Origin of the sequence: Kitasatospora sp. NPDC053057 (genome assembly GCF_044546945.1) — a bacterium.
Taxonomy (GTDB): Bacteria; Actinomycetota; Actinomycetes; order Streptomycetales; family Streptomycetaceae; genus Kitasatospora.
In genome coordinates, this window is sequence record NZ_JBITZP010000038.1 from 49678 (window position 1) to 72082 (window position 22405).

20 protein-coding genes are annotated in these 22405 nt (G+C 74.3%); 11 read left to right on the forward strand and 9 right to left on the reverse strand.

Annotation, left to right across the window (positions count from 1 at the left end):
- Positions 1–92: 92 nt before the first annotated feature.
- Positions 93–1295, reverse strand: a complete 1203-nt coding sequence (locus ACIG5E_RS30600) for a glycosyltransferase family 4 protein (RefSeq protein WP_396538870.1) — start codon at positions 1293–1295, stop codon at positions 93–95.
- A 443-nt stretch (positions 1296–1738) separates the two neighbouring features.
- On the opposite strand from ACIG5E_RS30600, the gene mscL reads away from it, so the two are divergent.
- The 5 genes from mscL to ACIG5E_RS30625 all read left to right on the forward strand — a co-directional run bounded on the left by mscL (position 1739) and on the right by ACIG5E_RS30625 (position 7638).
- A complete protein-coding gene (gene mscL / locus ACIG5E_RS30605; protein ID WP_396538872.1) occupies positions 1739–2188 on the forward strand; it encodes a large conductance mechanosensitive channel protein MscL in 450 nt (149 codons plus the stop codon).
- Between the two features lie 388 nt (positions 2189–2576).
- Positions 2577–3374: a DUF6643 family protein gene (locus ACIG5E_RS30610; protein WP_396538874.1), complete on the forward strand. Its 798-nt coding sequence runs from the start codon at positions 2577–2579 to the stop codon at positions 3372–3374.
- Positions 3375–3622: 248 nt separating this feature from the next.
- Entirely contained in the window at positions 3623–4498 is an 876-nt protein-coding gene (locus tag ACIG5E_RS30615) for an MOSC domain-containing protein (protein ID WP_396538876.1), read from the forward strand.
- A 275-nt stretch (positions 4499–4773) separates the two neighbouring features.
- A complete protein-coding gene (locus ACIG5E_RS30620) occupies positions 4774–7254 on the forward strand; it encodes a right-handed parallel beta-helix repeat-containing protein (protein ID WP_396538878.1) in 2481 nt (826 codons plus the stop codon).
- A gap of 42 nt (positions 7255–7296) precedes the next feature.
- Positions 7297–7638: a DUF6191 domain-containing protein gene (locus ACIG5E_RS30625; RefSeq protein WP_396538880.1), complete on the forward strand. Its 342-nt coding sequence runs from the start codon at positions 7297–7299 to the stop codon at positions 7636–7638.
- A 92-nt stretch (positions 7639–7730) separates the two neighbouring features.
- Here ACIG5E_RS30625 and ACIG5E_RS30630 read toward each other — a convergent pair whose 3' ends face one another.
- Both ACIG5E_RS30630 and ACIG5E_RS30635 read right to left on the reverse strand, forming a co-directional pair.
- Entirely contained in the window at positions 7731–8861 is a 1131-nt protein-coding gene (locus ACIG5E_RS30630) for a PLP-dependent cysteine synthase family protein (protein WP_396538882.1), read from the reverse strand.
- Positions 8862–8980: 119 nt separating this feature from the next.
- A complete protein-coding gene (locus tag ACIG5E_RS30635) occupies positions 8981–10255 on the reverse strand; it encodes an ROK family protein (protein ID WP_396538884.1) in 1275 nt (424 codons plus the stop codon).
- A 17-nt stretch (positions 10256–10272) separates the two neighbouring features.
- On the opposite strand from ACIG5E_RS30635, the gene ACIG5E_RS30640 reads away from it, so the two are divergent.
- Together ACIG5E_RS30640 and ACIG5E_RS30645 are read left to right on the forward strand one after the other, a co-directional pair.
- Positions 10273–11574 (forward strand): MFS transporter, encoded by a 1302-nt coding sequence (locus tag ACIG5E_RS30640; protein WP_396538886.1) that lies wholly within the window; start codon positions 10273–10275, stop codon positions 11572–11574.
- Between the two features lie 144 nt (positions 11575–11718).
- On the forward strand, positions 11719–12339 hold the full coding sequence (locus ACIG5E_RS30645) for a HutD family protein (RefSeq protein ID WP_396538888.1): 621 nt from the start codon (positions 11719–11721) through the stop codon (positions 12337–12339).
- Between the two features lie 73 nt (positions 12340–12412).
- Here the strand turns inward: ACIG5E_RS30645 and ACIG5E_RS30650 are convergent, their stop codons facing one another.
- Entirely contained in the window at positions 12413–13372 is a 960-nt protein-coding gene (locus tag ACIG5E_RS30650; protein WP_396538890.1) for an esterase/lipase family protein, read from the reverse strand.
- Positions 13373–13537: 165 nt separating this feature from the next.
- Between ACIG5E_RS30650 and ACIG5E_RS30655 the strand changes: the two genes are divergently transcribed.
- Complete coding sequence (locus ACIG5E_RS30655; protein WP_396538892.1) at positions 13538–14884, forward strand: PucR family transcriptional regulator; 1347 nt, start codon at positions 13538–13540, stop codon at positions 14882–14884.
- Between the two features lie 69 nt (positions 14885–14953).
- Here ACIG5E_RS30655 and ACIG5E_RS30660 read toward each other — a convergent pair whose 3' ends face one another.
- On the reverse strand, positions 14954–15334 hold the full coding sequence (locus ACIG5E_RS30660; protein WP_396538894.1) for a peptidoglycan-binding protein: 381 nt from the start codon (positions 15332–15334) through the stop codon (positions 14954–14956).
- Positions 15335–15453: 119 nt separating this feature from the next.
- The gene (locus ACIG5E_RS30665; protein WP_396538896.1) at positions 15454–16209 is read right to left on the reverse strand and encodes an acyltransferase; all 756 of its coding nucleotides are present in this window, start codon (positions 16207–16209) and stop codon (positions 15454–15456) included.
- A 154-nt stretch (positions 16210–16363) separates the two neighbouring features.
- Here ACIG5E_RS30665 and ACIG5E_RS30670 point away from each other — a divergent pair, with 154 nt between their 5' ends.
- Entirely contained in the window at positions 16364–17152 is a 789-nt protein-coding gene (locus ACIG5E_RS30670) for a maleylpyruvate isomerase family mycothiol-dependent enzyme (protein WP_396538898.1), read from the forward strand.
- Between the two features lie 70 nt (positions 17153–17222).
- On the opposite strand, the gene ACIG5E_RS30675 is transcribed toward ACIG5E_RS30670, so the two are convergent.
- The gene (locus tag ACIG5E_RS30675; RefSeq protein ID WP_396538900.1) at positions 17223–17996 is read right to left on the reverse strand and encodes an enoyl-CoA hydratase family protein; all 774 of its coding nucleotides are present in this window, start codon (positions 17994–17996) and stop codon (positions 17223–17225) included.
- Positions 17997–18194: 198 nt separating this feature from the next.
- Here ACIG5E_RS30675 and ACIG5E_RS30680 point away from each other — a divergent pair, with 198 nt between their 5' ends.
- The gene (locus ACIG5E_RS30680) at positions 18195–18599 is read left to right on the forward strand and encodes a RidA family protein (protein WP_396538902.1); all 405 of its coding nucleotides are present in this window, start codon (positions 18195–18197) and stop codon (positions 18597–18599) included.
- Between the two features lie 186 nt (positions 18600–18785).
- On the opposite strand, the gene ACIG5E_RS30685 is transcribed toward ACIG5E_RS30680, so the two are convergent.
- Positions 18786–19997, reverse strand: a complete 1212-nt coding sequence (locus ACIG5E_RS30685) for a geranylgeranyl reductase family protein (protein ID WP_396538920.1) — start codon at positions 19995–19997, stop codon at positions 18786–18788.
- A 219-nt stretch (positions 19998–20216) separates the two neighbouring features.
- On the opposite strand from ACIG5E_RS30685, the gene ACIG5E_RS30690 reads away from it, so the two are divergent.
- On the forward strand, positions 20217–21581 hold the full coding sequence (locus tag ACIG5E_RS30690) for a dipeptidase (protein ID WP_396538904.1): 1365 nt from the start codon (positions 20217–20219) through the stop codon (positions 21579–21581).
- Here the strand turns inward: ACIG5E_RS30690 and ACIG5E_RS30695 are convergent.
- The gene (locus tag ACIG5E_RS30695; protein ID WP_396538906.1) at positions 21557–22387 is read right to left on the reverse strand and encodes a DUF4184 family protein; all 831 of its coding nucleotides are present in this window, start codon (positions 22385–22387) and stop codon (positions 21557–21559) included. The genes ACIG5E_RS30690 and ACIG5E_RS30695 overlap by 25 nt on opposite strands.
- Positions 22388–22405 lie beyond the last annotated feature (18 nt).

The following is a 22405-nucleotide window of genomic DNA, read 5'->3' on the forward strand; positions in this document are numbered from 1 at the left end:
CGAGTCGGTGCGGAACGGCGGGCCCGGATTCACCCGGACGGGCGTAGCTGGGCCCGCATCGGAGACGCCGTCGGCGTACTGGGCGGCGTCCGTCAGTTCGCGGGATCGGCCGTCCACACCTCGGCGACCAGCCGCTGCCAGTCGTCCACCACCGCGCCCAGCTCGAAGTGCTCCAGCGCGTGCGCCCGGGCGGCCGCGCCGAGGCCCGCACGGTTGCAGGCCAACACCTTGGCCAGCGCCTCGGCCAGCGCGAGCGGGTCGCCCGGGGCGACCAGCGCTCCGGTGGCACCGTCCCGGACCACCTCGCGCACCCAGCCGACGTCGGTGGCCACGGCCGGCACCCCGGCCAGGGCCGCTTCGATCAGCGCGCCGGGCACTCCCTCGCTGTCGCTGGTGAGCAACAGCGCGTCGGCGGCCCGGTAGAGCGGCGCCGGGTCGGGCAGCGGGCCGAGGAAGTGGGCGCGGGCGGCGGCCGGGTGCCGGGCCAGCGCCTCCAGCAGCGGCCCGTCCCCGGCGACGGCCATCCGGACGTCGGGCAGCCGGTCGAGCACGTCGAGGGCGAGGTCGAGCCGCTTCTCGGGGGATATCGCGCCGATCCAGGCGACCAGCAGGACGTCCGCCGGCAGGCCCAGGGCGTGCCGGGCTGCGCGCCGGTCGGCCCGGCCGTCGGCGGGCGGATAGCTTTCGGCCGCACGGGAGTTGGGGATCACCCGGACCTTGCCCTCGGGCAGCCCGAACTGCTCCTCCAGCACCTCGCGCGCCTCGTCGGTGAGCGTGGTGACGGCGGCGGCGCGGTGCATCAGGGCGCCGCCGCGCAGTCTGCGCAGCCGGTTGGCGGTCCAGTAGCGGGGGTGGCCGACGGAGACGTAGACGAAGGGGGTGCGGGTGCCGGCCAGGGCGAGGGCGCAGGTGGCCAGGGTGTCGGAGCCGTGGGCGAGCACGACATCGGCGGCGCGGGCGGCGGAGCGCAGCGCCCGCAGGGTGCTGGGGCGCAGGCGGCCGGGGCCGAGGACGGCGGCGGCCCGCAGCCGGGCGGTGTCGGGACAGCCCTCGCGGCAGGTCCCCGGAACGGCCGTCCCCGCGGTGCACACCCCCGACGCGGCCGCACCCGGCCGCGCGGACGGCACAGCCGGGTGCGGGGCGAGGGCGCACAGCGCGGAGGCCTGGCCCCGGCGGCGCAGTTCCCGGTGGAGGTCACGGGCGAAGTTCTGGGCGCCGCCCCGGCGTTCGTCGCTGATCAGGTGCAGGACACGCGGGCGGGCTCCGGCCGAGTCGGCCGCCGTATGGTCGGGCATGGACCGACCTTGGCACAGCGCTCCGTCCGGTACAGCCCCTTCGCGCAACCTGGCGGTGGCCCGCGTGCCCGCGCCCGTACACCCGGTGTGCGCTGAAGACCCGCCGTCGTGCGCCGGTTGCGACCGCCGTGCGCCCCGTCTCGCCCCCGCCGCTCCGCGGTGCCGCCCTCCGCCCCTCGTACGCCGCGTCGAGTACCGGCTCACACCATCGGGTGGGGAACGAGCCGCGCGACGCCGATGGACCGGTACGCGGAGGGCCCGCGCACCACCCGGGCGCGTCGGGTACGGGCCGGCGCCGGGGCCCGCCCGTACCGTCGGCCGGTTACGCGGATCGGGTGAACGCGGGTTGGACCTCGACCCCGACCGCTCGGCAGGATGTCCGGCCGGGGCGCCCCTTCTACTGCCCCGTCTCCCCCTTCCCCGCTCGGATTTGGAGTCACCCGGTGTTCAAGGGATTCCGCAGCTTCCTGCTGCGCGGAAACGTGGTGGACCTCGCGGTCGGCATCGTGATCGGCGCGGCCTTCACCGCCGTCGTCACCGGGTTCGTCAGCGCCTTCCTCACTCCGCTGGTCGGGGTCGCCACCGGTGCGGTCGGCGACTTCACCCAGAAGACCTTCGAGGTGGGCGGCGCCAAGTTCCCGTACGGCCTCTTCGTCAACGCCGTGATCGGGTTCGTGCTGGTCAGCGCGGTCATTTACTTCGCCGTGGTGGTACCGGTCGGCAAGCTGCAGGACCGCTTCGAGAGGTCCAAGCCCGCGCCGGCCGTCAAGGTGGACTGCCCGGAGTGCCTGAGCGCGATCCCGGCCGCCGCGACCCGCTGCTCGTTCTGCACCACCGAGGTCGCCGCCCGGCCCGGCCTGCCGGCGCAGTCCCAGGCACTGCAGTCGCACTGACGCCCCGAAGGCGACTTCCGGAACGCTCTCGCAGGACGTCCGGATCGCCCGCTCTGGGCACTGACGGGAAATTTATGCCCGAAACATTCACGAGCCCCCGCCACACCGTCGGCGGGGGCTCGAATGCGCCGGGCGCACGCCCCATCCGCAAAAGTTTCTCCATGGGGCCCCGGCCGTCAACCGGCCGGTAACCGCGCGGCCTTCCGGACGCTGCGTCCGGGCGCTGTTCGATCACTGACGGGGTGCCAGGGTTGTCCGGAACTGGGCGTCGTTATGTCCGTTCTTCCTACTTTCGAAACCTTTGTGCGAGCGAAGACTGTGTAAACACTCGAACTGCTCCCCCTCCCGCTCTCCTCAGCAGGCGCATTGTGGGCTTACCGTATGCCCCATGACCTCGCCCCGCTCCTACGACGGAGTCGGCTACCCCTCTCCGTCCTTCTCCTCCGGCACGCCGATCTACGACAGCCTCGTGGCTGAGCGCGGCGTCCCCCAGATCGCACCCATCAACGTGCCGGCCGCCCTGCCGCCGGCCCTGTCCTCCGGGTACGGATCCGGCCTCGGCCAGTCCTACGAGAACCGGTACGGCAACGGGTACGAGAGCGCCGGCAGCAACCTCCCCGCGCTGCCGCCCGCCCGCCTCGCCCTGGGCCCCGGCCCGAGCAGCGGCCCCTCCGCCGGCCCGGCCACGGCGTACATCCCAGCGCAGTCCGCGCCGGCGTACGCCTCCGCCCCGCAGCCGCCCGTCCCCGGTTACGGCGCCCCCCAGCCGTACCAGCGGCCGCAGCCCGCCGCCCCGGCCTTCGCCCAGACCGCCAGCGGCGGCTACCAGCCGACCGGCGGCCAGAGCTTCGGCGGCCAGAACACCTTCATCGGCCAGGGCGGCCAGCAGACCTTCGGCGCGCAGCCGACCGGCGGACCGGCCGGTTTCGGCCAGGGCCAGCCCGGCGGCCTCCCGCAGGGCGGTCCGCAGAGCTTCGGCGGCCAGCAGTCCTTCGGCGGTCCGAACCCGGCCGGCCCCGGCTTCCAGGGCCAGGGCAGCGACCAGGGCTTCGGCGGCGCCCAGCTGCGCCCGGCCATGGCGCCGGTCGCACCGGTCCGCCCGATGCAGCCGCAGCGCCCGGGCCCGTACGCCGAGCCCGGCGGCTACCAGCAGGGCGGCTACCAGCCGCAGGGCCAGGGCTACTGAGCACTGCCACCAAGGGCCGACCCCACCGGCCCGCACCCGCACCACCTGAGCACCACCCGGCGACCCCTGAACGCCGGGCGAACGGAGAAACGGGTCATCCACGGACCGCCCGGAACGCCCCCCACGGCGTACCGGGCGGTCCGTGCGCATACGGGCCCCCGGTGCTCGAAGCGCATCCGGGGCCGCAGCGGCCGAAGCGCCTCCCGGGGCCGTGCGTCCGGCCGCATCGCTGCTGGCAGGATGGGGGAATGCACCTCACCGGACTCCATGTCTACCCCGTCAAGTCGATGTACCGTCTGAGCCCCGACACCGCCGCGGTCCACCCCTGGGGTCTGGCCGGAGACCGCCGCTGGATGCTCGCCGATCCCACCGGACGCTTCGTCAGCCAGCGCGAGAACGCCGCGCTCGGGCAGATCCGGGTCCGCCCGCTGCCCGACGGTGCACTCGCGCTGACCGCCCCCGACGGCTCCCGGATCGAGGTCGCCGCCCCCGCCGTCACCACCGGGGACCCGGTCGCCGAGGTCGAGGTCTGGGGCACCCGCTTCCGCGCCGTCGAGGCCGCCAAGGAGGCGCACCTGTGGATCGCCGAACACCTCGGCGACTACCGCCTGGTGCACCTGGACGACCCGCGCGCCCGGCCCGTCGACCCGGAGTACGGCGAGCCCGGCGAGACCGTCTCGATGGCCGACGGCTTCCCGCTGCTGCTCACCACCACCGCCTCGCTGGACCGGCTCAACGAGCTGATCGCCGCCGAGCACCCGGACGGCCACGAGACCCTGCCGATGGAGCGCTTCCGCCCCAACGTGGTGGTCGGCGGCTCCGAGCCCTGGGCCGAGGACGGCTGGCGCCGGATCCGGATCGGCGCGCTCACCTTCAGGGTGGTCAAGCCCTGCGGCCGCTGCGTGGTCACCACCACCGACCAGGAGAGCGGTGAGCGGCGCGGCCCCGAGCCGCTGCGCACCCTGGCCCGGCACCACAAGCTGTTGCGCAAGGCCGCGTTCGGGCAGAACCTGATCCCCGAGCGGCCGGCCGGCGTCGAGGGCGACGTGCTGGGCACGCTGCGCCTCGGCGACGACGTCCAGGTGCTGGAGGACGGCGCACACTGGCCCGCCGACGGGCGCTGAGCCACCACCGCCCCTGGCCGGAGTTCCGCGTGCGGCCCGCCTTGTACGGAACTCCGGCTGTGCGCGCTCGTTGAAACAAGTGGTCGGAACCTGTGGCCGCGGTGGGCGCCCCCGGTGTCCGCGCGGCGACGGGCCGCCGGATCACCCGTCCCGGCGGGCCGGGACGGGCGGACGGACCACCGCCGGGGCGCGCTACGGTGGGCGGACGGCCCGCGCACCCCGCGCCCACGGCCCGTTGATCGCCGGCACGACGAAGGTGGGGACGACAGACCGTCATGGCTGAGCACAGGGTCCGGGTCACTCAGGACAGCGCATCCCGCTGGCGTCGCCGCGCGGGCGAGTACGACACGCTCGCGGAGGCCCTGGCGGCCGCCGAGCCGGGCGACACCGTGACCGTCCGGCCGGGCACCTTCCGGGAGAACGTCCTGCTGGACAAGCCGGTGACGATCGTCCCGGCCCAGGGCCCGGGCACCGTCCGGATCGAACCGGCCTCCGGGGTGGCGATCACCGTCACCGCCGCCGCGACCGTGAAGGATCTGGTGGTCGAGGGCGGGGACAGCTCCACCCCGGCCGTCCTGGTCACCGGACCGCAGGCGACGCCCGCGTTCAGCGGCTGCCGGGTCGAGACCCGCTCCGCCACCGGCATCGAGATCAGCGACGGTGCCCGGCCGACCCTGCGCGGCTGCGTGGTCGCCAACCCGGGCGGGCTCGGGCTGCGGCTGCGCGGCGAGGGAACCGCCGCCGCCTTCGAGGACTGCGAGGTCGCCGCGGCCGGCCAGGCCGGGCTCGCCGTCCTCGGCGGGGCGACCGCCGCACTGGACCGCTGCCGGGTGCACCACACCTCCGGCGCCGGGGTGCTGCTCTCCGACCCGGACAGCGCTGCCGAGCTCACCGGCTGCGAGATCTACGAGATCCGCGGCAGCGGCGTGCAGGCCGAGGCGCAGGCGGGCGGACGGCTGGTCGACTGCGACATCCACCGGGTCACCGGCAACGGCCTGACCCTGGACGGCGAGGCCGAACTGGTGCTCACCGGCTGCCGGGTGCACGACCTGCCGGAGAACGGCGCCGACCTGCGCGGACGCGCCAGGCTCAGCCTCGTCCACAGCACCGTGCGGGACTTCGGACGCGGGGCGCTGTCGGTCTGGGACCAGGGCACCGAGGCGGTCGCCGAGTCCTGCCAGATCCACGGCTCCACCGGCGAGTACCCGGCGCTGTGGGTCAGCGACGGCGCCAAGGTCACCCTCACCGACTGCTCGCTGCACGACCTGCCGGACGCGCTGTTCGTCCTCGACCGCGACTCCGCCGCCGTCGCCCAGGGCTGCTCGTTCAGCCGGATCCGCAGCTCGGCGGTCTCGGTCAGCGGCGGAGCCACCGTCACGCTGGCCTCCTGCCGGGTACAGGAGGCCGGGACCGGGCTCTGGTTCCGCGACCACGGCAGCGGCGGGCTGCTCACCGACTGCGAGATCTCCGACGTCGCCACCGGGGTGATCGTCACCAAGGGCGCCGACCCGGTGCTGCGCGAATGCACCGTGCGGGCGAGCACCGACGCCGGGGTGTACGTCTCGGCGCAGGGGCGGGGCACCTTCGAGGACTGCCGGGTCTCGCACGGCAAGGGCTTCGGCTTCCACATCATCGACGGGTGCCGCACCCAGCTCATCCGGTGCCGGGCGGAGCAGAACGAGCGGGCCGGATTCGAATTCTCCGAACCGGGACCGGTCGCCGAGGGGTGCACCTCGGACGACGTGGCACCGGCCGCCCCCGCGGGCGCGAAGACCTCCGGACTGCCGGAGTTGCCGAACCCTCGGGCCTCCCAACTGGCCGCCGCCACGCCCGCGTTGACCGCCGCGTCGATGCCCTCGGCGGCCTCTGCTGTCTCGGGGACATCGGCGGCTTCGGCGGCTTCGGCCGCGACCGCCGCGATCGGGCCGATCCCGAACTGCCGGCCGGCCGACGAGGCGCTCGCCGAGCTGGACTCGCTGGTCGGACTGGCCACGGTGAAGCAGGAGGTGCGCACCCTGATCGACCTGATCTCGGTCGGCCGGCGCCGCCGCCAGGCCGGGCTCAAGGCACCCTCGCTGCGCCGCCACCTGGTCTTCACCGGCGCCCCGGGCACCGGCAAGACCACCGTCGCCCGGCTCTACGGCGAGATCCTCGCCTCCCTCGGGGTGCTCCAGCGCGGGCACCTGGTCGAGGTGGCCCGGGTCGACCTGGTCGGCGAGCACATCGGGTCCACCGCGATCCGCACCGCCGCCGCCTTCGACCGGGCGCGCGGCGGGGTGCTCTTCATCGACGAGGCGTACGCGCTCGCCCCCGAGGACGGCGCGCGGGACTTCGGGCGCGAGGCGATCGACACCCTGGTCAAGCTGATGGAGGACCACCGGGACGAGGTGGTCGTCATCGTGGCGGGCTACACCGCCGAGATGGAGCGCTTCCTGTCTGCCAACCCCGGTGTCTCGTCGCGGTTCTCACGCACCATCACGTTTCCCGACTACACGGCGGACGAGCTGCTGGAGATCGCCCGGGCGCAGTGCGCGGAGCACGAGTACGCGCTCTCCGAGGCGGCCGAGGGCGCACTGCTGGAGCACTTCGCCCGGCTGGAGCGCGGCCCCAACTTCGGCAACGGGCGCACCGCGCGGCAGGTGTTCGAGACCATGGTCGAGCGGCACGCGGTGCGGGTGGCGGCCCTGGCCGACCCGTCCACGGAGGAGCTGCAGCTGCTGGTCCCGGCGGACCTGCCGGGGGTGCCGCTGCCGTAGGGGGCGGGGAACTCCCCGACGGCAGCGGACCGTTGGGTGCACATGAGCATGCTGTTGACGGGCGCGGCGGGCGGATTGCTGTTACCGGCCGGATTGGTGGTGCTGTTCTTCCTCGGCGCGGTGGTACGGCGGTTCGGCAGCCGGCCGATGGCGGGCGGACCGGGCACGGCTGCGGGCGGACGGGGCGCGGGCGGACGGGGCGCGGGAGCGACCGCGACGGAGGAGTTGCACGCGCTGCTCTACCCGAGCAAGCGCGTGCAGTTGGAGCAGCGGCGGGTCGAACTGGTGCTGCGGGACGACGAGCACGACGGTGCGCCGAAGCGCACGGGGATCGACCTCGCGGGTGGGCGGGCGGTGATCCGGCGGCGGACGGGTGACAGCTGACTGGCGACAGCTGACGATGACAGATAACGGATAACAGAATCTGAAATCTGTCATCCGTTATCTGTTTTCTGTTACCTGTCTTCTGTCAGTTGTCAGCCCGTCCAGGCGCCGCCCGCCAGGAAGGACTCCATCGCGGCTCGGTACGGCGCGATGTCGATCCGCTCACCGGCCAGCCAGTCGTCCGAGTAGTACTTGTCCAGGTAGCGGTCCCCCGGGTCGCAGATCAGGGTGACCACGCTGCCCGTCCGCCCGGCCGCCCGCATCTCGGCGACGATCCGCAGCGCGCTCCACAGCCCCGTCCCGGTGGAGGCCCCGGCCTTCTTCCCGAGCACCTGCTCCAGCACCCGCACCGCGGCGATCGACGCGGCGTCCGGCACCTTCATCATCCGGTCGACCGCCCCGGCCACGAAGCTCGGCTCCATCCGGGGCCGCCCGATGCCCTCGATCCGGGAACCGCTCCCGCAGACCGCGTCCGGATCATGGTTGACCCAGCCGTCGAAGAAGCAGGAGTTCTCCGGGTCCGCGACGCAGATCCGGGTGTCGTACTGCATGTAGTGCACGTACCGGGCGATGGTCGCCGAGGTGCCGCCCGTCCCGGCGGTGGCGACGATCCAGGTCGGCTCGGGGTGCGGCTCCAGGCGCAGCTGGGCGAAGACCGACTCGGCGATGTTGTTGTTGCCGCGCCAGTCGGTGGCCCGCTCGGCGTAGGTGAACTGGTCCATGTAGTGCCCGCCGGTCTCCTCGGCGAGCTGGGCGGAGGCCTCGTACACCTCGTCCGAGCGCTCGACCAGGTGGCACTCGCCGCCGTGGAACTCGATCAGGTCGATCTTGGCCTGGCTGGTGCTCTTGGCCATGACCGCGATGAACGGCACCCCGATCAGCTGGGCGAAGTACGCCTCGGAGACGGCGGTGGAGCCACTGGAGGCCTCGATCACCGGCTTGCCGGGGCGGATCCAGCCGTTGCAGAGCCCGTACAGGAACAGCGAGCGGGCGAGGCGGTGCTTGAGCGAGCCGGTCGGGTGGGTGGACTCGTCCTTGAGGTAGAGGTCGATCCCCCACTCGGCCGGCAGCGGGAAGCGCAGCAGGTGGGTGTCGGCGGAGCGGTTGGCATCGGCCTGGACCTTGCGCACCGCTTCCTTGAGCCAGGCCCGGTAGTTCGGGTCCGAGCGGTCGACGTCGACGGTCGGCTCGATGCCGAGGCTCACACCGGACTGGGTGCTCATGGTCACTACTCCCTCATTGCGGCCCCCCGCTGCTCACTACGAGTGTACGAGGGTCACGATAAGTGACCGTTTTCAAAGGCCCAGCTTCCGCTTATCGTCCTCGGGCCGCGCCCCCGGCGCTACACCGGCACCGCCTGCGGGTCCGCCAGGTACGGGCCCCAGCCGAGCTCGGCCGCGCCCGCGAGCGCGCCGTGCGCCAGCTCCGCGCCGACGATCGGCACCCGACCGCTGCGCCCCCACAGGCTCCGCTCGGCGACCACCGCGCGCAGCCGGTCGGGGGCGGCCTCCAGGAGGTCGAGGTGGAGTCCGCTGAGCACCACCCGGTCCGGGTTGAGGATGTTGGCGACCCCGGCCAGTCCGAGCCCTAGCCGGTCGATCACGTGCTCGACCGCCGCCCGCGCCCGCTCGTCGGTGGCGGCCGCCCAGCACAGTTCGCGCGCCTGGTCGAGCAGCGGGCGCCCCGGCTCCGGGGTGAGGCCGGCGGCGGCGAACAGCGCGTCGGGGTCGGTCTCGGAGTTGAGGCAGCCCCGGTTGCCGCACACGCACGGACGGCCCTGCGGGTCGACGGTGAGGTGGCCGACCTCCAGGGCGAGCCCGGCACTGCCGGTGTGCAGGTGGCCGTCGATCACCAGGGCGCCGCCGACGCCGCGGTGGCCGGAGGTGACGAAGAGCAGGTGGCGGGCGCCGCGCCCGGCGCCGTGCCGGTACTCGGCGAGCGCGGCGAGGTTGGCGTCGTTGGCGATGGCGGTGGGCAGCGGGTGCACCGCCATCGGGCCGTGGTCGGCACGGCCGACCTCGACGTCGTACAGGTCGGCGACCGGGGTGCCGCTGGGCCAGGCGAAGTGCAGCGCGGCGAGCGCGGTGCCGTCCGGCTCGGTGACCGGGTTGGGCAGCGCGAGCGCGGCCGCCAGGCAGCGGCGGCTGGTCGAGCGGGCCAGTTCGGCACCCGCCTGGGCGACGGCGCGCAGCATCCGGACCGGGTCGGTGGCGGCGGGCAGCGGCAGGTGGACCGGCGGGTCGAGGAGTCCGCCGAGGCCGGCCAGGGTGACGCTCAGCCCGTCGGCGTGGATCTGGCCGGCGATCACGACCGGGCCCTGGGGGTCGATCGCCAGCCGGTGCGAGGGGCGGCCGCGACCGCCACCGGCCGGGCGCGAGTCGACGGTGATCAGGCCGAGCGCCTCCAGCTCGGCCGTGACCGCGCCGGCGGTGGCCCGGGTGACGTCCAGCGCGCGGGTGAGCGCGGAACGGGTGGGCGTCTGGCCGGTGTGGATCAGCGAGAGCGCGGGGCCGAGCAGCGTCCGACCGCGGTCGGGGGCCGCGCGACGGTGGGCGTCGCGCTGCGCGTCGGGGTCGGTCCCGGAGCGGGGCCGTGGGCTTGATGGTGAGAGCTGCACGCCCCTATTGTGGCTTTGTGCCGCTTCGAAACAAAATCCGTTCCCACCGCCACGCCGACGGCTCCTCCCCCCAGTCTCGCAGCACACCCCCGGCGCCCGACAGACCCTGGAGCGCCGCACGGCTCGCACTCACCGCCTTCTTCGCTGTCGACGGCTTCCTGTTCGCCGCCTGGGTCGTGCGCATCCCGGACGTCCGGAGCCAGGTCAGCGCCTCGCACAGCGCCCTCGGGCTCGCCCTGCTCTGCCTGTCCATCGGCGGCGTCGCCACCATGCCGGTGGTCGGCCGGCTCTGCCTCCGGTACGGCTCGCGGCCGGTCACCGTCGGCTCGCTCACCTTGGTGAGCCTCGCCGCGCCGCTGCCCGCGCACGCCCACTCGGTGTACTCGCTCGGCGGCGCGCTGCTGCTGTTCGGCGCCGGGAACGGCGGCGCCAACGTCGCCATGAACAGCGCCGCCGTCGACCTGGTGGCGCAGCTGCGACGGCCCGTCATGCCCAGCTTCCACGCCGGGTACAGCCTGGGCGGACTGGTCGGCGCGGGGTTCGGCGGGCTGCTCGCCGACCGGTTGACCACCGCGTGGGCGCTCGCGCTCGGCGGGCTGCTGGGGCTGGCGGTCACCGTCGGCGCGGGCGTCGTACTGCTGCGCAGCCCGGCTGCGCCAGTGGTCGCACCGGAGCGCAGCGGCGCCGGTGCCGGGGCCGGCGACGGGGCCGGCGACGGGGCCGGCGACAGGGCCGCCACGGGAAGTGCCGAGAACTCCACGGACCGCCCGGCCGGGAGGCACATCCGGCTGCTGGTGCTGATGCTGGGACTCACGGCGCTGTGCACGGCGTACGGCGAGGGTGCCATCGCCGACTGGACCACGCTCCACCTGACCGACGACGTGCACGCGAGCGCGGGGACGGCCGCCGCCGGGTACGCCGCGTACGCCTTCGCCATGACCAGTGGGCGGGTGGGTGGCACGTGGCTGTCCATACGGCTCGGGCAGAACCGGCTGATGCTGCTCGGCGGGCTGACCGCAGCGGCCGGCATGCTGGTCGCCGCCCTGGCCCCGGCGGTGCCGCTGGCCATCGGCGGGTTCATCCTGGTCGGCCTGGGGCTGGCCAATCTGTTCCCGCTCGCGATCGCACGCGCCGGTGCGGCGGGCGGACCGCAGGGCGTCGCGCTCGCCTCGACGCTCGGGTACGGCGGAATGCTGATCGGGCCGGTGGTGATCGGCTTCCTCGCCGACGCGGCGGGACTGCCGCTGGCGTTCACCACGGTCGCGGTCGCGGCCACGACGGCGGCCCTGCTGCCGCTGGCGGTCAGGCGGCGCGGGTGACGGCTGACAGATGACAGCGAACGGATAACAGATTTCATCATCTGTCATCCGTCCGCTGTTACCTACCCCCGCCGCCTGCCCCGCCCTGTCCCGCCCCACCCCGCCCCTGACGGATCCGCCCCACAAGTGGCAGGATGCGACCCCATGACCACCACCGGACGCATCCAGGTACTGCGGGCGAGCGAGCGCCCGGCCACTCCGTGGCTCAACGGGGGCGGGGTGACCAGGGAGGTCGCCGGGCTCCCCGCCGGGGCCGGGCTGAACGACTTCGACTGGCGGGTGAGCCTCGCCGACGTGGCCTCGGCCGGGCCCTTCTCGCGGTTCCCCGGGATCGACCGGGTGATCACCCTGATCGAGGGCGCGGGCATGGCGCTCACGGTGGACGGCGTCGAGCAGTCGGTCGACGCCCCGCTTCGCCCGTTCGCCTTTTCCGGCGACGCCACCACCGACTGCCGGCTGCTGGGCGGTCCGGTGGTGGACTTCAATGTGATGACCCGCCGCGGCCGGGTCGAGGCCACGGTGGACCTGGTCGCCGAGCCCACCGCCGTCCAGGTCCCGCCCGCCGCGACCGTCCTGCTGGTCTGCCTCGCCGGTTCGGCTGCCGTCGACGGCACCGAACTGACCCGCTACGACGCCGCGTTGCTCGACGCACCCGGCACCCACCAGCTGCGGCCCGACGGGGTCACGGCCGTCATCACCTTCCGCACCGCCGCCACCACCGCAACCGCCGCCACCACCGCAACCGCCGCCACCGCCGAACGCTGAGCAATGCACTGCCCGTGCCCCCGGAGCACCCGGAGACACGGGCAACGGCGCCCGCCGCGCGGACGGCGGCCCGTCAGCCGCAGAACACCGGCGTGGCATGCGCCGGGTCCAGGGCGTTGGTCACCAGGTGCAGCGCCGTCGGCGAGAACGCGATCGCCACATGCTCGGCCAGCGTGACCGGGCAGTGGTCCTGGAGCACCTCGTTGTCCACGTCCGGCCCGTTCAGGAACTGGGTCCGCCACGGTGTGACGACCTCGTCGTACACGGTCGAGATCACCGTGTAGTGCACGCCCGGCACGGTGTCCGGCCGCGAGGCCATGGTGGTGTTGAAGTCGGAGCCCACCGCCTGGTCACGGCAGGCCTGGCAGACGGTGTAGATCAGGTCGGCCACCCCGGGGAAGTACGGCGCCAGCTTGGTGATCCCGTCAAGGGTCGTGCCGTGGTTGGACGGCGCCAGGCCGATCAGCTTGTCCACCTTCGAAGCCCCGCCGAGGAACTTCAGGTAGTAGTTCGGCAGCATGCCGCCCTGCGAGTGCCCGACGATGTCGACCTTGGCCGCACCGGTCGCGGTCCTCACCAGGTCGACGAAGTGGGCGAGTTGGGCCGCCGAGGCGGGCACCGCCCCGAGGCCGCCGATCGGCAGCAGCAGGCCGCTGCCGGTGGAGGTGATGCCGGGGATGGTGCCGTAGTCGAGGGCGAAGACGCAGTACCCGAGGCCCTTCAGCAGCGGGGAGAGCGCCAGCCAGTTCTCGTAGCGGTTGGCGAAGGTGCCGTGCACCAGCACCACCGGGTCGGGGTGTGCGGCGGACGGTCGGCAGCTCCAGTCGTTGGCGCCGGGCGGCGAGGCCACCGCGTCGCCGTCGGGCGGGAGTTCGGTCGCTGCGGCGACGGCCGGGGCCGCCGCGGGCGCCGCAGCAGCGGGCGCCGCAGCCGCACCGACCAGCAGCGCGCCCGCCAGCACGGCCGCGCCGAAGGCTCCACGGAGCCGACAGCGCAGGGGAGTTGAGGAGAAGCGGAGAAGTGGGGTTCTCAACTGTTGCCTCCACAGCCGAAGTTTGTTACCAACAGGTAACCCGAGTGGCTCAATCATGCGGTCGCCCCTCCGGCCCGGCCCTTGGGCGTTCCCCAGACCTGGACGGTGTTCTCTGTGACCGGTCACAACGCACCCCACTGCACCCCCACGACCCACCCCGCCGCAGTGCCCACGACCCGCCCCGCCGCAGTGCCCACGACCCACCCGACCAGCTCCCCCGCAGACGCGGCCGACCACCCCGCCCAGTGGCGCGTCCCGGTGATCGGCGGCCTCCCGGCCGACCAGCGACTCCTCGGCGGTGTCCGCGAGTTGGCCACGAGCGTGGTCGCCGCGCTGCTGGACCGCGTGCCGGTCTACCGCCGCCTCCCCCGCGAGCAGCTCACCGGCGAGCTCACCCGGGACACCGAGCGCCGCATCCGCGCCCTCGCCCACGCCGTCCGCACCGGACTCCCCGCCCCCGCCCAGGAGTTCACCGCCGTCCGGGAGACCGCCGCACGCCGCGCCGAGGAGGGTCTGCCGCTGGACGCCGTCCTGCTCGCCCACCACCTCGGGCTGGAGGTCTGCTGGGAGTTCCTCACCCGGGACGCCCATGCCGGTGACGCCGCCGACCTGCTGCTGCTCAACCGCCTGCTGCTCGACCAGCTCCGCCGGGCCGCCACCGCCGCCTGCGCCGGCTACCTGGACGGGCAGCGTTCGGCCGGCGACCGACGCTCCACCGCCCGACAGTCCCTGCTCACCGCGCTGCTCGCCGGCACCCCCGCCGAGGAGGCCGCCGCCCGGGCCGGGACGGAGCTTCCGGCCGGCTACGCCGTGCTCTGCCTGTCCCTCGCCGACCACCCGGACGAGCACTCCCCCGGCATCGACCCGGGCATCGCCGCCCGCCGCAAGCTCCGCCGCTTCGGCGCCGAACTCGACCACCGCACCCGGCAGTCCGCGCTCACCGCGCTCACCCCCTCGGGCGGGCTGGTGCTCGTCCCGCTCGACGCTCCGCCGGACCGGTCCGCCGATCCGTCCGACGGGACAGTCACAGAGGACGTATGGCCCCAGCTCGCCGCCGCCCTCGCCGTCGCGGCCCGAGCCGCCGATGTCCCCGTACTGGCCGGAGCGGCTGCCGCAGTACCGGCCGAGGTGCCCGGCGCCGCCGCGCTCGCGTACGAAGTCCTGGACGTGGCACGGGCGTTCGGCCGCCCGCCCGGGCTGCACCGACTGGACGACGTACTGCTGGAGTACCAGTTGACCCGGCCCAGCCGGGCCCGCTCCCGGCTCGCCGCACTGCTCGAACCGCTCGTCGACGGCGGAGAGTTGCTCACCACCCTGCGCACCCACCTGGCCGGCGGCCTCAACCGCCGCCACACCGCGAGCGCTCTGCACCTGCACCCGAACACCGTCGACTACCGGCTGCGCCGGATCGCCGTCCTCACCGGCCTGGACCCGGCCCGCCCGGCCGACGTCCTGCGGATCACCGCCGCCATCGCCGCGAGGACGGCCGAAGCGGCCCCGCCGGCCCGATAGCTGCCCAGGACGGCCACACAGAAGAGCACCCGCGCCGACCACGGCGCGGGTGCCACTGTCAGCCCGGAATCAGCAACCGATCCAGCCGCGGGTGACCACCCACTGGTCCAGCTTGGCCCAGGTCTGCGGGCCGACGACGGTGTCCTGGTAGAGGCCGGTGCAACGCTGGAACTTCGCGACGGCCGCGTCAGTCGCGTCGCCCCAGACCCCGTCCACGTCCAGCGGTGCGCTCGCGTTGGGGGAGTACACGACGTGGTTCAGCTCGCACTGGAGCTGCTTCACCGCGTCCCCGGTGGCACGGTAGCTGAGCGTGGGCTCGGAGTTGGTGTAGCCGCAGTACTGCGAGGCCTGCGCCGACGCGGCCGGCGCGGTCACGATCCCGGCAGCCAGCACGATTCCGGCGGTGATGAGGCCACCCGCGAGACGGTTGGATGCAAGACGGTTGCGCATGAGGGTCCCCCGTTGATCGGTTCCATGGAATTGCTCGATGAGATTCGAACAAACGGCACCATAGTCGACAGATCGTCAGGAATCGGGAGCGCCTGCCTAAAAGATCGACAAAAGGATCCTCAGCCCTGCTCGCCCGGCAACCGCAGGTCCCACCCGACCAGGGCGCGCAGCTGCTCCGCCGTCACCCCGTCCGGCACCGGCCGGGGCGGTTCGTGGCGCAGCGGCGGCTGCCAGCCCTCCTCCTCGGTCCAGCGGCGGACCACCTTGGCCGGGGCCCCGGCGACCACACTGTGGTCGGGCACCTCGCCGCGCACCACCGCGCCCGCCGCGACCACCACGTTGCGTCCGATCCGCGCCCCCGGCATGATCACCGCGCCGGTGCCGATCCAGCTGCCCGCGCCGATCTCCACCGGCTCGTTGCGCGGCCACTGCTTGCCGATCGGCAGCCCGGTGTCCCGGTACTCGTGCGCCTGGTCGCTGACGTACACGCCGGGGCCGGTCCAGACATCGTCGCCGATGACGATCGACTGGTGGCCGACGATGTGGCTGTCCCGGCCGATCACGCAGCCGCCGCCGATCCGCACGATCGGCTCCGGCCCGAGGTCGAGCCCCGGCAGGAAGCCCGCGCTGATGGTGACCCGCTCGCCGATGATCGAGAACGGTCCGATGGTGATCCACTGCTCGTTGAACACCGCCCCGAGCGGGAAGGCGAGGGTCGTGCCGTCGCCCAGCTCGCCGAACCGGTACGGGCCCGGGTTCCGGTTGGTGACCGCGCCGGTCCGCTGCATCCAGCGCCAGCCCCGGTGGACGAGGCGTCCGGCGGCCCGGCGGCCACCGGCCCGGACGGCGGAGAGGAGGGAACGGGTTATCGGCATGCGCTCACGTTACCGGCCCGTAGGGTCCGCCCGTCCGCCGGGAGGCCGACGTCACACCCGTCCCGGCACCGCCCCGCCCAGCCTCCTGCGCACCGGCTCCACGGCCGTCCGAAACCCGCCACCGCTGTCGGACTTCGATGAAAGACTCCGCCCCATGGAAATCTCCGAGCACATCGACGCGCTGCGCCGCGAGGGCGCCCTACTGGCCGACGCCGCCGCCCGCACCGACCTCACCGCCCCCGTCCCGACCTGCCCGGACTGGCGGCTGGGCGACCTGGTGCGGCACGTCGGCCAGGTCCACCGCTGGGCCGCCGCCTACCCGTCGAAGGGCCTGCGAGCGCCGCTGGACGAGGCCGGCCGGCAGGCCGTCATCGGCCCGGATCCCTCGGACGCCGAGCTGCTCGACTGGTTCCGCGACGGCCACGCCGCGCTGGTGACGGTGCTGTCCGAGGCCCCGGCCGAGGTCGAGTGCTGGAGCTTCCTGCCCGCGCCCAGCCCGCTGGCCTTCTGGGCCCGGCGCCAGGCGCAGGAGACCGCCGTCCACCGCTTCGACGCCGACGCGGCAGCCGGCTCGCCGGGCCCGGCCGTGGACACCACGCTCGCCCTGGACGGCGTCGACGAGCTGCTGCGCGGCTTCATGCTCCGCGGCCGACCGAAGGTCCACAGCGACAGCGACAGTCGGCGCACCGTCCAGGTCCGGACGACCGACGGCCCGGGCTCCTGGCACCTGACCCTGTCCCGCGAGCCGCTCATCGTCACCACGGAGGAGCACCCCGAACCGGCCGACCTGACCATCAGCGGCCCGTCCCGCGAGCTCTACCTGCTGCTCTGGAACCGGCTGACGGTCGAACAGGCCGAGCAGGGGGGCCAGTCCGGGCGGGTCGAGTTCAGCGGCGACCGGGCGCTGCTCGACCTCTGGCGGGACAACGCGGCGATCCGCTGACCCACACCGACCCGCCCGCCCGGTCACCGGCCGGGCGGGCGGGTCGGCCGAGAATCGCCGGCCGTCCGGCTCAGCGCACCCAGGCAGCCGGCCGCTTCTCCAGGAACGCCCGCATCCCCTCCTGCGCCTCGGCCGACCCGAACAGCCGCGCCGACAGCTGCACCAGCTCGTCCGCGTCCCGCTGGAAGGACCGCACCACCTCGGCGTTGGCCAGCCGCTTCGACTCCGCCAGCCCCTGCGGCGAGCCCTGGCGCAGCGCGTCCAGCAGGCCCTTCAGCACCACGCCGGTGTCCTCGGTCGACTCGGCGGCCTGGGTGATCAGCCCGATCCGGGCCGCCTCGGCGGCGTCGAAGACCTCGCCGGTGAGGTAGTAGCGGGAGGCGGCGCGCGGCTCCAGCTTGGGGCGCAGCGGCAGCGAGATGACGGCGGGCGCGAGGCCGAGGCGGACCTCGGTGAAGGCGAAGGTCGCGGCCGGTCCGGCGACGGCGAGGTCCGCCGCGCCGATCAGACCGAGGCCGCCGGCCCGGGCGTGCCCGTCGACCACGGCGATCACCGGCTTGGTGCAGTCCACGATCGCCTTCTGCAGCTCGACCAGGCCGCGCGGGCCCACCGTCGGGTCCGCGCCGGTGGCCTCGGAGAGGTCCGCGCCCGCGCAGAACACCTTGCCGGTGTGGGTGAGCACCACCGCGCGGACGTCCCGGTTCGCCGCGGCCACCGCCAGTCCGGCGTGCAGCTCGGACATCAGGCGGGAGGAGAGCGCGTTGCGGTTGTGCGGCGAGTCGAGGGTGAGCGTGGTGACGGCGTCGGCGGTGGTGACGCGGACGAGGGGCTCTGCGCTGGTCATCGGCGTGGGCCTGCCTTCCGGCTGAGGGTGGGTCGGACTGCGGGCGCGGTCCGGGGTTCCCGGACGGCGCCCGCACGACTCTGGCACGCCCACCCGCCCCGCGGCCAGAGCCAACCGCGGCCCGGCGGACCACAGCGCCCGGCGGCCGGACGGAAAACCGCTGGTCGCGGCTGTCCTCCGCCGGGCAGCATGGGCGCCATGACCACCACGCACCTCACCCACATCACCGAGCCGCCCGGCGTCGCCCCCGGGACGGGCTACACCCAGGTCGTCACCGGCAGCGGCCGGCTGGTCCAGGTCTCCGGGCAGGTCGCCTTCGACGAGCACCGGAACCTGGTCGGCGCGGGTGACCCGAAGGCCCAGGCCCGCCAGGTCTTCGAGAACCTGCGCCGCTGCCTGGCCGCCGCCGGGGCGGACTTCTCCGACGTCGTCAAGTTCACCTTCTTCATGACCGACATCGCCCACCTCGCGGCGATCCGGGAGGCCCGGGACGAGTACCTGGGCGACCTGCCGCTCCCGGCCGCCTCCGCGATGCAGGTCGCGGCGCTGTTCCGGCCGGACGTGCTGATCGAGATCGAGGCGATGGCGATCGTCCAGGAGTAGTCACGGCCCGGCACCAGGGGCGCGCCGCGTCACGCGGCCCGCAGCCGTGCGTCCCGCCGTCCGGCACCCTGATGAGCTCGCCCGACACCGGGCTCAACTAGCCGACCCCGTAAGGAAAGCAGGGCCGGCGCTCCTCCCGAACCGGAGGAGCGCCGGCCCCACCGACGCCATGAGGGCCAGGAACCGCTACCGCGCGGCCATCGCCATCAGCTTGCGCGCCGCCCGGTTCTGCCGCAGCAACTGCGCGAAGGTCGTGTGCCCCTGGGTGGTCCGGGCGAACGCCCGCCACGCCGCCGGCACCAGGCAGACCGCCGCGTGGAACAGGTACGGCCGCCGCTCGAAGGCGCCCAGCAGCTGCTTGCCCGCGCGCATCTCCACGCCCAGCCCGGCCTTGACCGCGAACGCGTAGTTCAGCGCCTCGCGCCGCACCGACGCCGCGTCGCCCGCCTCCGCGACCCGCACCGCCCACTCGCCGGCCAGTCGGCCCGAGCGCAGCGCGTACGAGATGCCCTCACGGGTCCACGGCTCCAGCAGCCCGGCCGCGTCCCCGGCGACCAGCACCCGACCGCGGGAGAGCGGCGAGTCCTCGGCCCGGCAGCGGGTCAGGTGGCCGGACTCGACCCGAGGGGCGAAGCCGGACAGGCCCAACCGCCGGATGTAGTCGGCGAGGTACTGCTTGGTCCGCTCGCCGTCGCCGCGCGCCGAGATGACGCCCACGGTCAGGCTGCTGGTCTCGGTCTTCGGGAACACCCAGCCGTAACTGCCGGGCAGCGGGCCCCAGTCGAGGTGGATCCGGCCCGACCAGTCGGCGGCGACCTGCGGCGGCACCGGGATCTCGGCCTCCAGACCGAGGTCGATCTGGTCGAAGGTGACGCCCACGTGCCGGGCGATCCGGCTGGCGCTGCCGTCCGCGCCGACCACCGCACGGGCTTCAAAGCTGCGCCCGTCAGCCGCCGTCACCAGCGCCGTCCGGTGCTCGCCGCCGCGCTGCTCGACCCCGGTGACGGTCACCCCGGTGACCAGCACCGCCCCGGCCTGCTTGGCCGCCTGCACCAGGCGCAGGTCGAACTCGTCCCGGTTGACCAGCCCGAACAGCATCCGCCGGGCGCGGCGCGTCCGGGTGTACCGGCCGTCGTAGGCGAAGGTGACGGCGGACACCCGGTCCTGCAGCGGCAGTTCGAAGTTCGGCGGCAGGCTGTCCCGGGAGGGGCCGATGATGCCGCCGCCGCAGGTCTTGTAGCGGGGGTGCTCGGCCTTGTCGAGCAGCAGCACCCGGCGGCCCTGCGCGGCGGCGGCGTACGCGGCCGAGGCCCCGGCCGGTCCGGCGCCGACCACCACGACGTCCCAGACGCCGTCCTGCGGCAGGGGCGCCTCGTCGAGCGGGCCGTCCTCGCCCAGAGGCGGGCTGTCGAGCGGGCTACGGGAATCGGGGCTTCCGGAGTCAGTCACGACCAGCAATCCTATGCGTCCCTCCGCCGCCCCGGACGCAGCACCACCCACCGACCCGGAAGCTCTCTCGAAGCTCCCCGAACCGCTCAGCCTATGATCGGCAGTACCCCAATCGATCTCCTCCGCCCGTACCACCCCCCGGGCGGACCCGTCCCCCTCGGAGCACCGATGTCACAGCCCCTGGCCGACGCCGTCCGGTCCCTGATGGACCGTGCCCGCACCGACCTCGCCGAGCTGGTCGCCTTCCCGTCGGTCGCCGACCCGCGCCAGTTCCCGGTCGAGGAGTGCCAGAAGGCCGCCCAGTGGGTCGCCGACGCCTTCGCCGCCGAGGGCCTGGGCAACATCCAGCTGCTGGACACCCCGGACGGCACCCAGTCCGTCTACGGCGAACTGCCCGGACCGGAGGGCGCCCCGACCGTCCTGCTCTACTCGCACTACGACGTCCAGCCCCCGCTCGACGAGGACGCCTGGCTCAGCCCCGCCTTCGAACTGACCGAGCGTGACGGCCGCTGGTACGGGCGCGGCGCGGCCGATTGCAAGGGCAACATCCTGATGCACCTGACCGCCCTGCGGGCGCTGCGCCAGGTGTACGGGGACGGCTACCCGGTCAGCCTGAAGATCATCGTGGAGGGTTCGGAGGAGCAGGGCACCGGCGGCCTGGAGCGCTACGCCGAGGCCCACCCGGAGCTACTCGCCGCCGACGTGATCGTGATCGGCGACACCGGCAACTTCGCCCCCGGCCTGCCCACCGTGACCGCCTCGCTGCGCGGCATGACGGTCGTCGAGGCCTCGATCACCACCCTGGCCGGCAACCTGCACTCCGGTGCCTTCGGCGGCGCCGCCCCGGACGCGCTGCAGTCCCTGGTCCGGGTGCTCGCCTCGCTGCACGACGAGAACGGCGACGTCGCGGTCGCCGGGCTGGCCGCCGACCAGACCTGGGAGGGCGTGCAGTACCCGGAGGAGCAGTTCCGCGCCGACGCCAAGGTGGTCGACGGCGTGGCCCTGACCGGCACCGGCACCGTCGCCGACCGCCTCTGGGCCCGCCCGTCCGTCACCGTCCTCGGCATCGACGCCCCGCCGGTGATCGGCGCCACCTCCTCGGTGCAGGCCGCCGCCAAGGCGCTGATCAGCCTGCGCGTCCCGCCGGGCATGAGCTCGGACGCCGCCCAGGACGCCCTGGTCGCCCACCTGGAGGCGCAGGTCCCGCTCGGCGCCCGGCTCACGATCGAGCGCCAGGGCAACGGTGCCCCGTTCCGCGCCGACACCGACGGCCCGGCCTACGAGGCGATGGCCGAGGCGATGGCCGAGGCCTTCGGCACCCCGATGGTCACGTCCGGCGAGGGCGGCTCGATCCCGCTCTGCAACACCCTGCGCTCGCTCTACCCGCAGGCCGAGATCGTACTGATCGGCGTCGAGGAGCCGACCACCCAGATCCACGCCGTCAACGAGAGCGTCGATCCGCAGGAGCTGGAGCGGATGGCCCTCACCGAGGCCCTGTTCCTCCGCCGCTACGCCGAACTGCGCTCCAGCTGACGCGAGTTCGCACCGGTCCCGGGCCGCCCGCCACGCCACCGGCGGGCGGCCGCGACCACCGCCGCGTAGCCGACCGCACCCACCGCGAGCCCGGCCCCGGCACCGAAGCACACCTCCGGGACGAGGTTGCGCCGCAGCGGGCTCAGCCGGTGCAGCACCCCGGCCGCCGTCGCCGCGCCCACCGCCGCGGTGGCCAGCCGCCGGGTCCGCGGCGCGAGCCGTACGGCCGGGCGCACCGGCTCGACGGCCCGGACCGCGCGCGCCGCCCAGCCGCCCATCGCGGCCAGCGCGAGCGCCGAACTCCCGTACTGCAGCGCCTCGTAGACCGGGACGCCGGCCACCTTCCGGTCCAGTACGGGCAGCAGCCGCACGCCCAGCCGGCCGCCGTGGGTGAACGCGTCCCAGCCGACGTGGGTGGCCGCGCCGACGGCCGCCGAGGCCAGGAACCACGCCGCGTCGACGCCCCGAAGGCCGCCCGCACCCACACCTCCGGGCCGCCGGACCGTCAGCGCCTCCGCGCCGCCCGCCCAGCGCTCGGGCAGCAGCCCCACCAGCGGCGCCCGAAACAGACCGTGCCACCCCGCCACCAGCGCACCGGCGATCGCCACGTCCAGCGTCGGCACCGCCCACCAGGCGTGCGTCAGGCCGCCGTGCCCGTACACCCCGGGCAGCAGCGACTCGGCGAAGAACGGCACGTCGGGCGCCATCGACCCGGCCACCAACGCCGAGGCCACCAACGGCCCGCGCTCCCCGGCGGCACGCAGCAGGGGCAGGACGGCGGCGGGATGGCTCAACGTGAACGGCATGCCCCCATCCTGACGCCC

What these genes read in the sequence shown, in the direction of transcription:
- ACIG5E_RS30665 (WP_396538896.1), bottom strand. Translation starts at nt 16,209, where the DNA reads ATGCCGATAACCCGTTCCCTCCTCTCCGCCGTCCGGGCCGGTGGCCGC.
- ACIG5E_RS30610 (WP_396538874.1), top strand. Translation starts at nt 2,577, where the DNA reads ATGACCTCGCCCCGCTCCTACGACGGAGTCGGCTACCCCTCTCCGTCC.
- ACIG5E_RS30625 (WP_396538880.1), top strand. Translation starts at nt 7,297, where the DNA reads ATGAGCATGCTGTTGACGGGCGCGGCGGGCGGATTGCTGTTACCGGCC.
- ACIG5E_RS30695 (WP_396538906.1), bottom strand. Translation starts at nt 22,387, where the DNA reads ATGCCGTTCACGTTGAGCCATCCCGCCGCCGTCCTGCCCCTGCTGCGT.
- ACIG5E_RS30660 (WP_396538894.1), bottom strand. Translation starts at nt 15,334, where the DNA reads ATGCGCAACCGTCTTGCATCCAACCGTCTCGCGGGTGGCCTCATCACC.
- ACIG5E_RS30645 (WP_396538888.1), top strand. Translation starts at nt 11,719, where the DNA reads ATGACCACCACCGGACGCATCCAGGTACTGCGGGCGAGCGAGCGCCCG.
- ACIG5E_RS30600 (WP_396538870.1), bottom strand. Translation starts at nt 1,295, where the DNA reads ATGCCCGACCATACGGCGGCCGACTCGGCCGGAGCCCGCCCGCGTGTC.
- ACIG5E_RS30670 (WP_396538898.1), top strand. Translation starts at nt 16,364, where the DNA reads ATGGAAATCTCCGAGCACATCGACGCGCTGCGCCGCGAGGGCGCCCTA.
- ACIG5E_RS30680 (WP_396538902.1), top strand. Translation starts at nt 18,195, where the DNA reads ATGACCACCACGCACCTCACCCACATCACCGAGCCGCCCGGCGTCGCC.
- ACIG5E_RS30615 (WP_396538876.1), top strand. Translation starts at nt 3,623, where the DNA reads ATGCACCTCACCGGACTCCATGTCTACCCCGTCAAGTCGATGTACCGT.
- ACIG5E_RS30620 (WP_396538878.1), top strand. Translation starts at nt 4,774, where the DNA reads ATGGCTGAGCACAGGGTCCGGGTCACTCAGGACAGCGCATCCCGCTGG.
- ACIG5E_RS30675 (WP_396538900.1), bottom strand. Translation starts at nt 17,996, where the DNA reads ATGACCAGCGCAGAGCCCCTCGTCCGCGTCACCACCGCCGACGCCGTC.
- ACIG5E_RS30690 (WP_396538904.1), top strand. Translation starts at nt 20,217, where the DNA reads ATGTCACAGCCCCTGGCCGACGCCGTCCGGTCCCTGATGGACCGTGCC.
- ACIG5E_RS30630 (WP_396538882.1), bottom strand. Translation starts at nt 8,861, where the DNA reads ATGAGCACCCAGTCCGGTGTGAGCCTCGGCATCGAGCCGACCGTCGAC.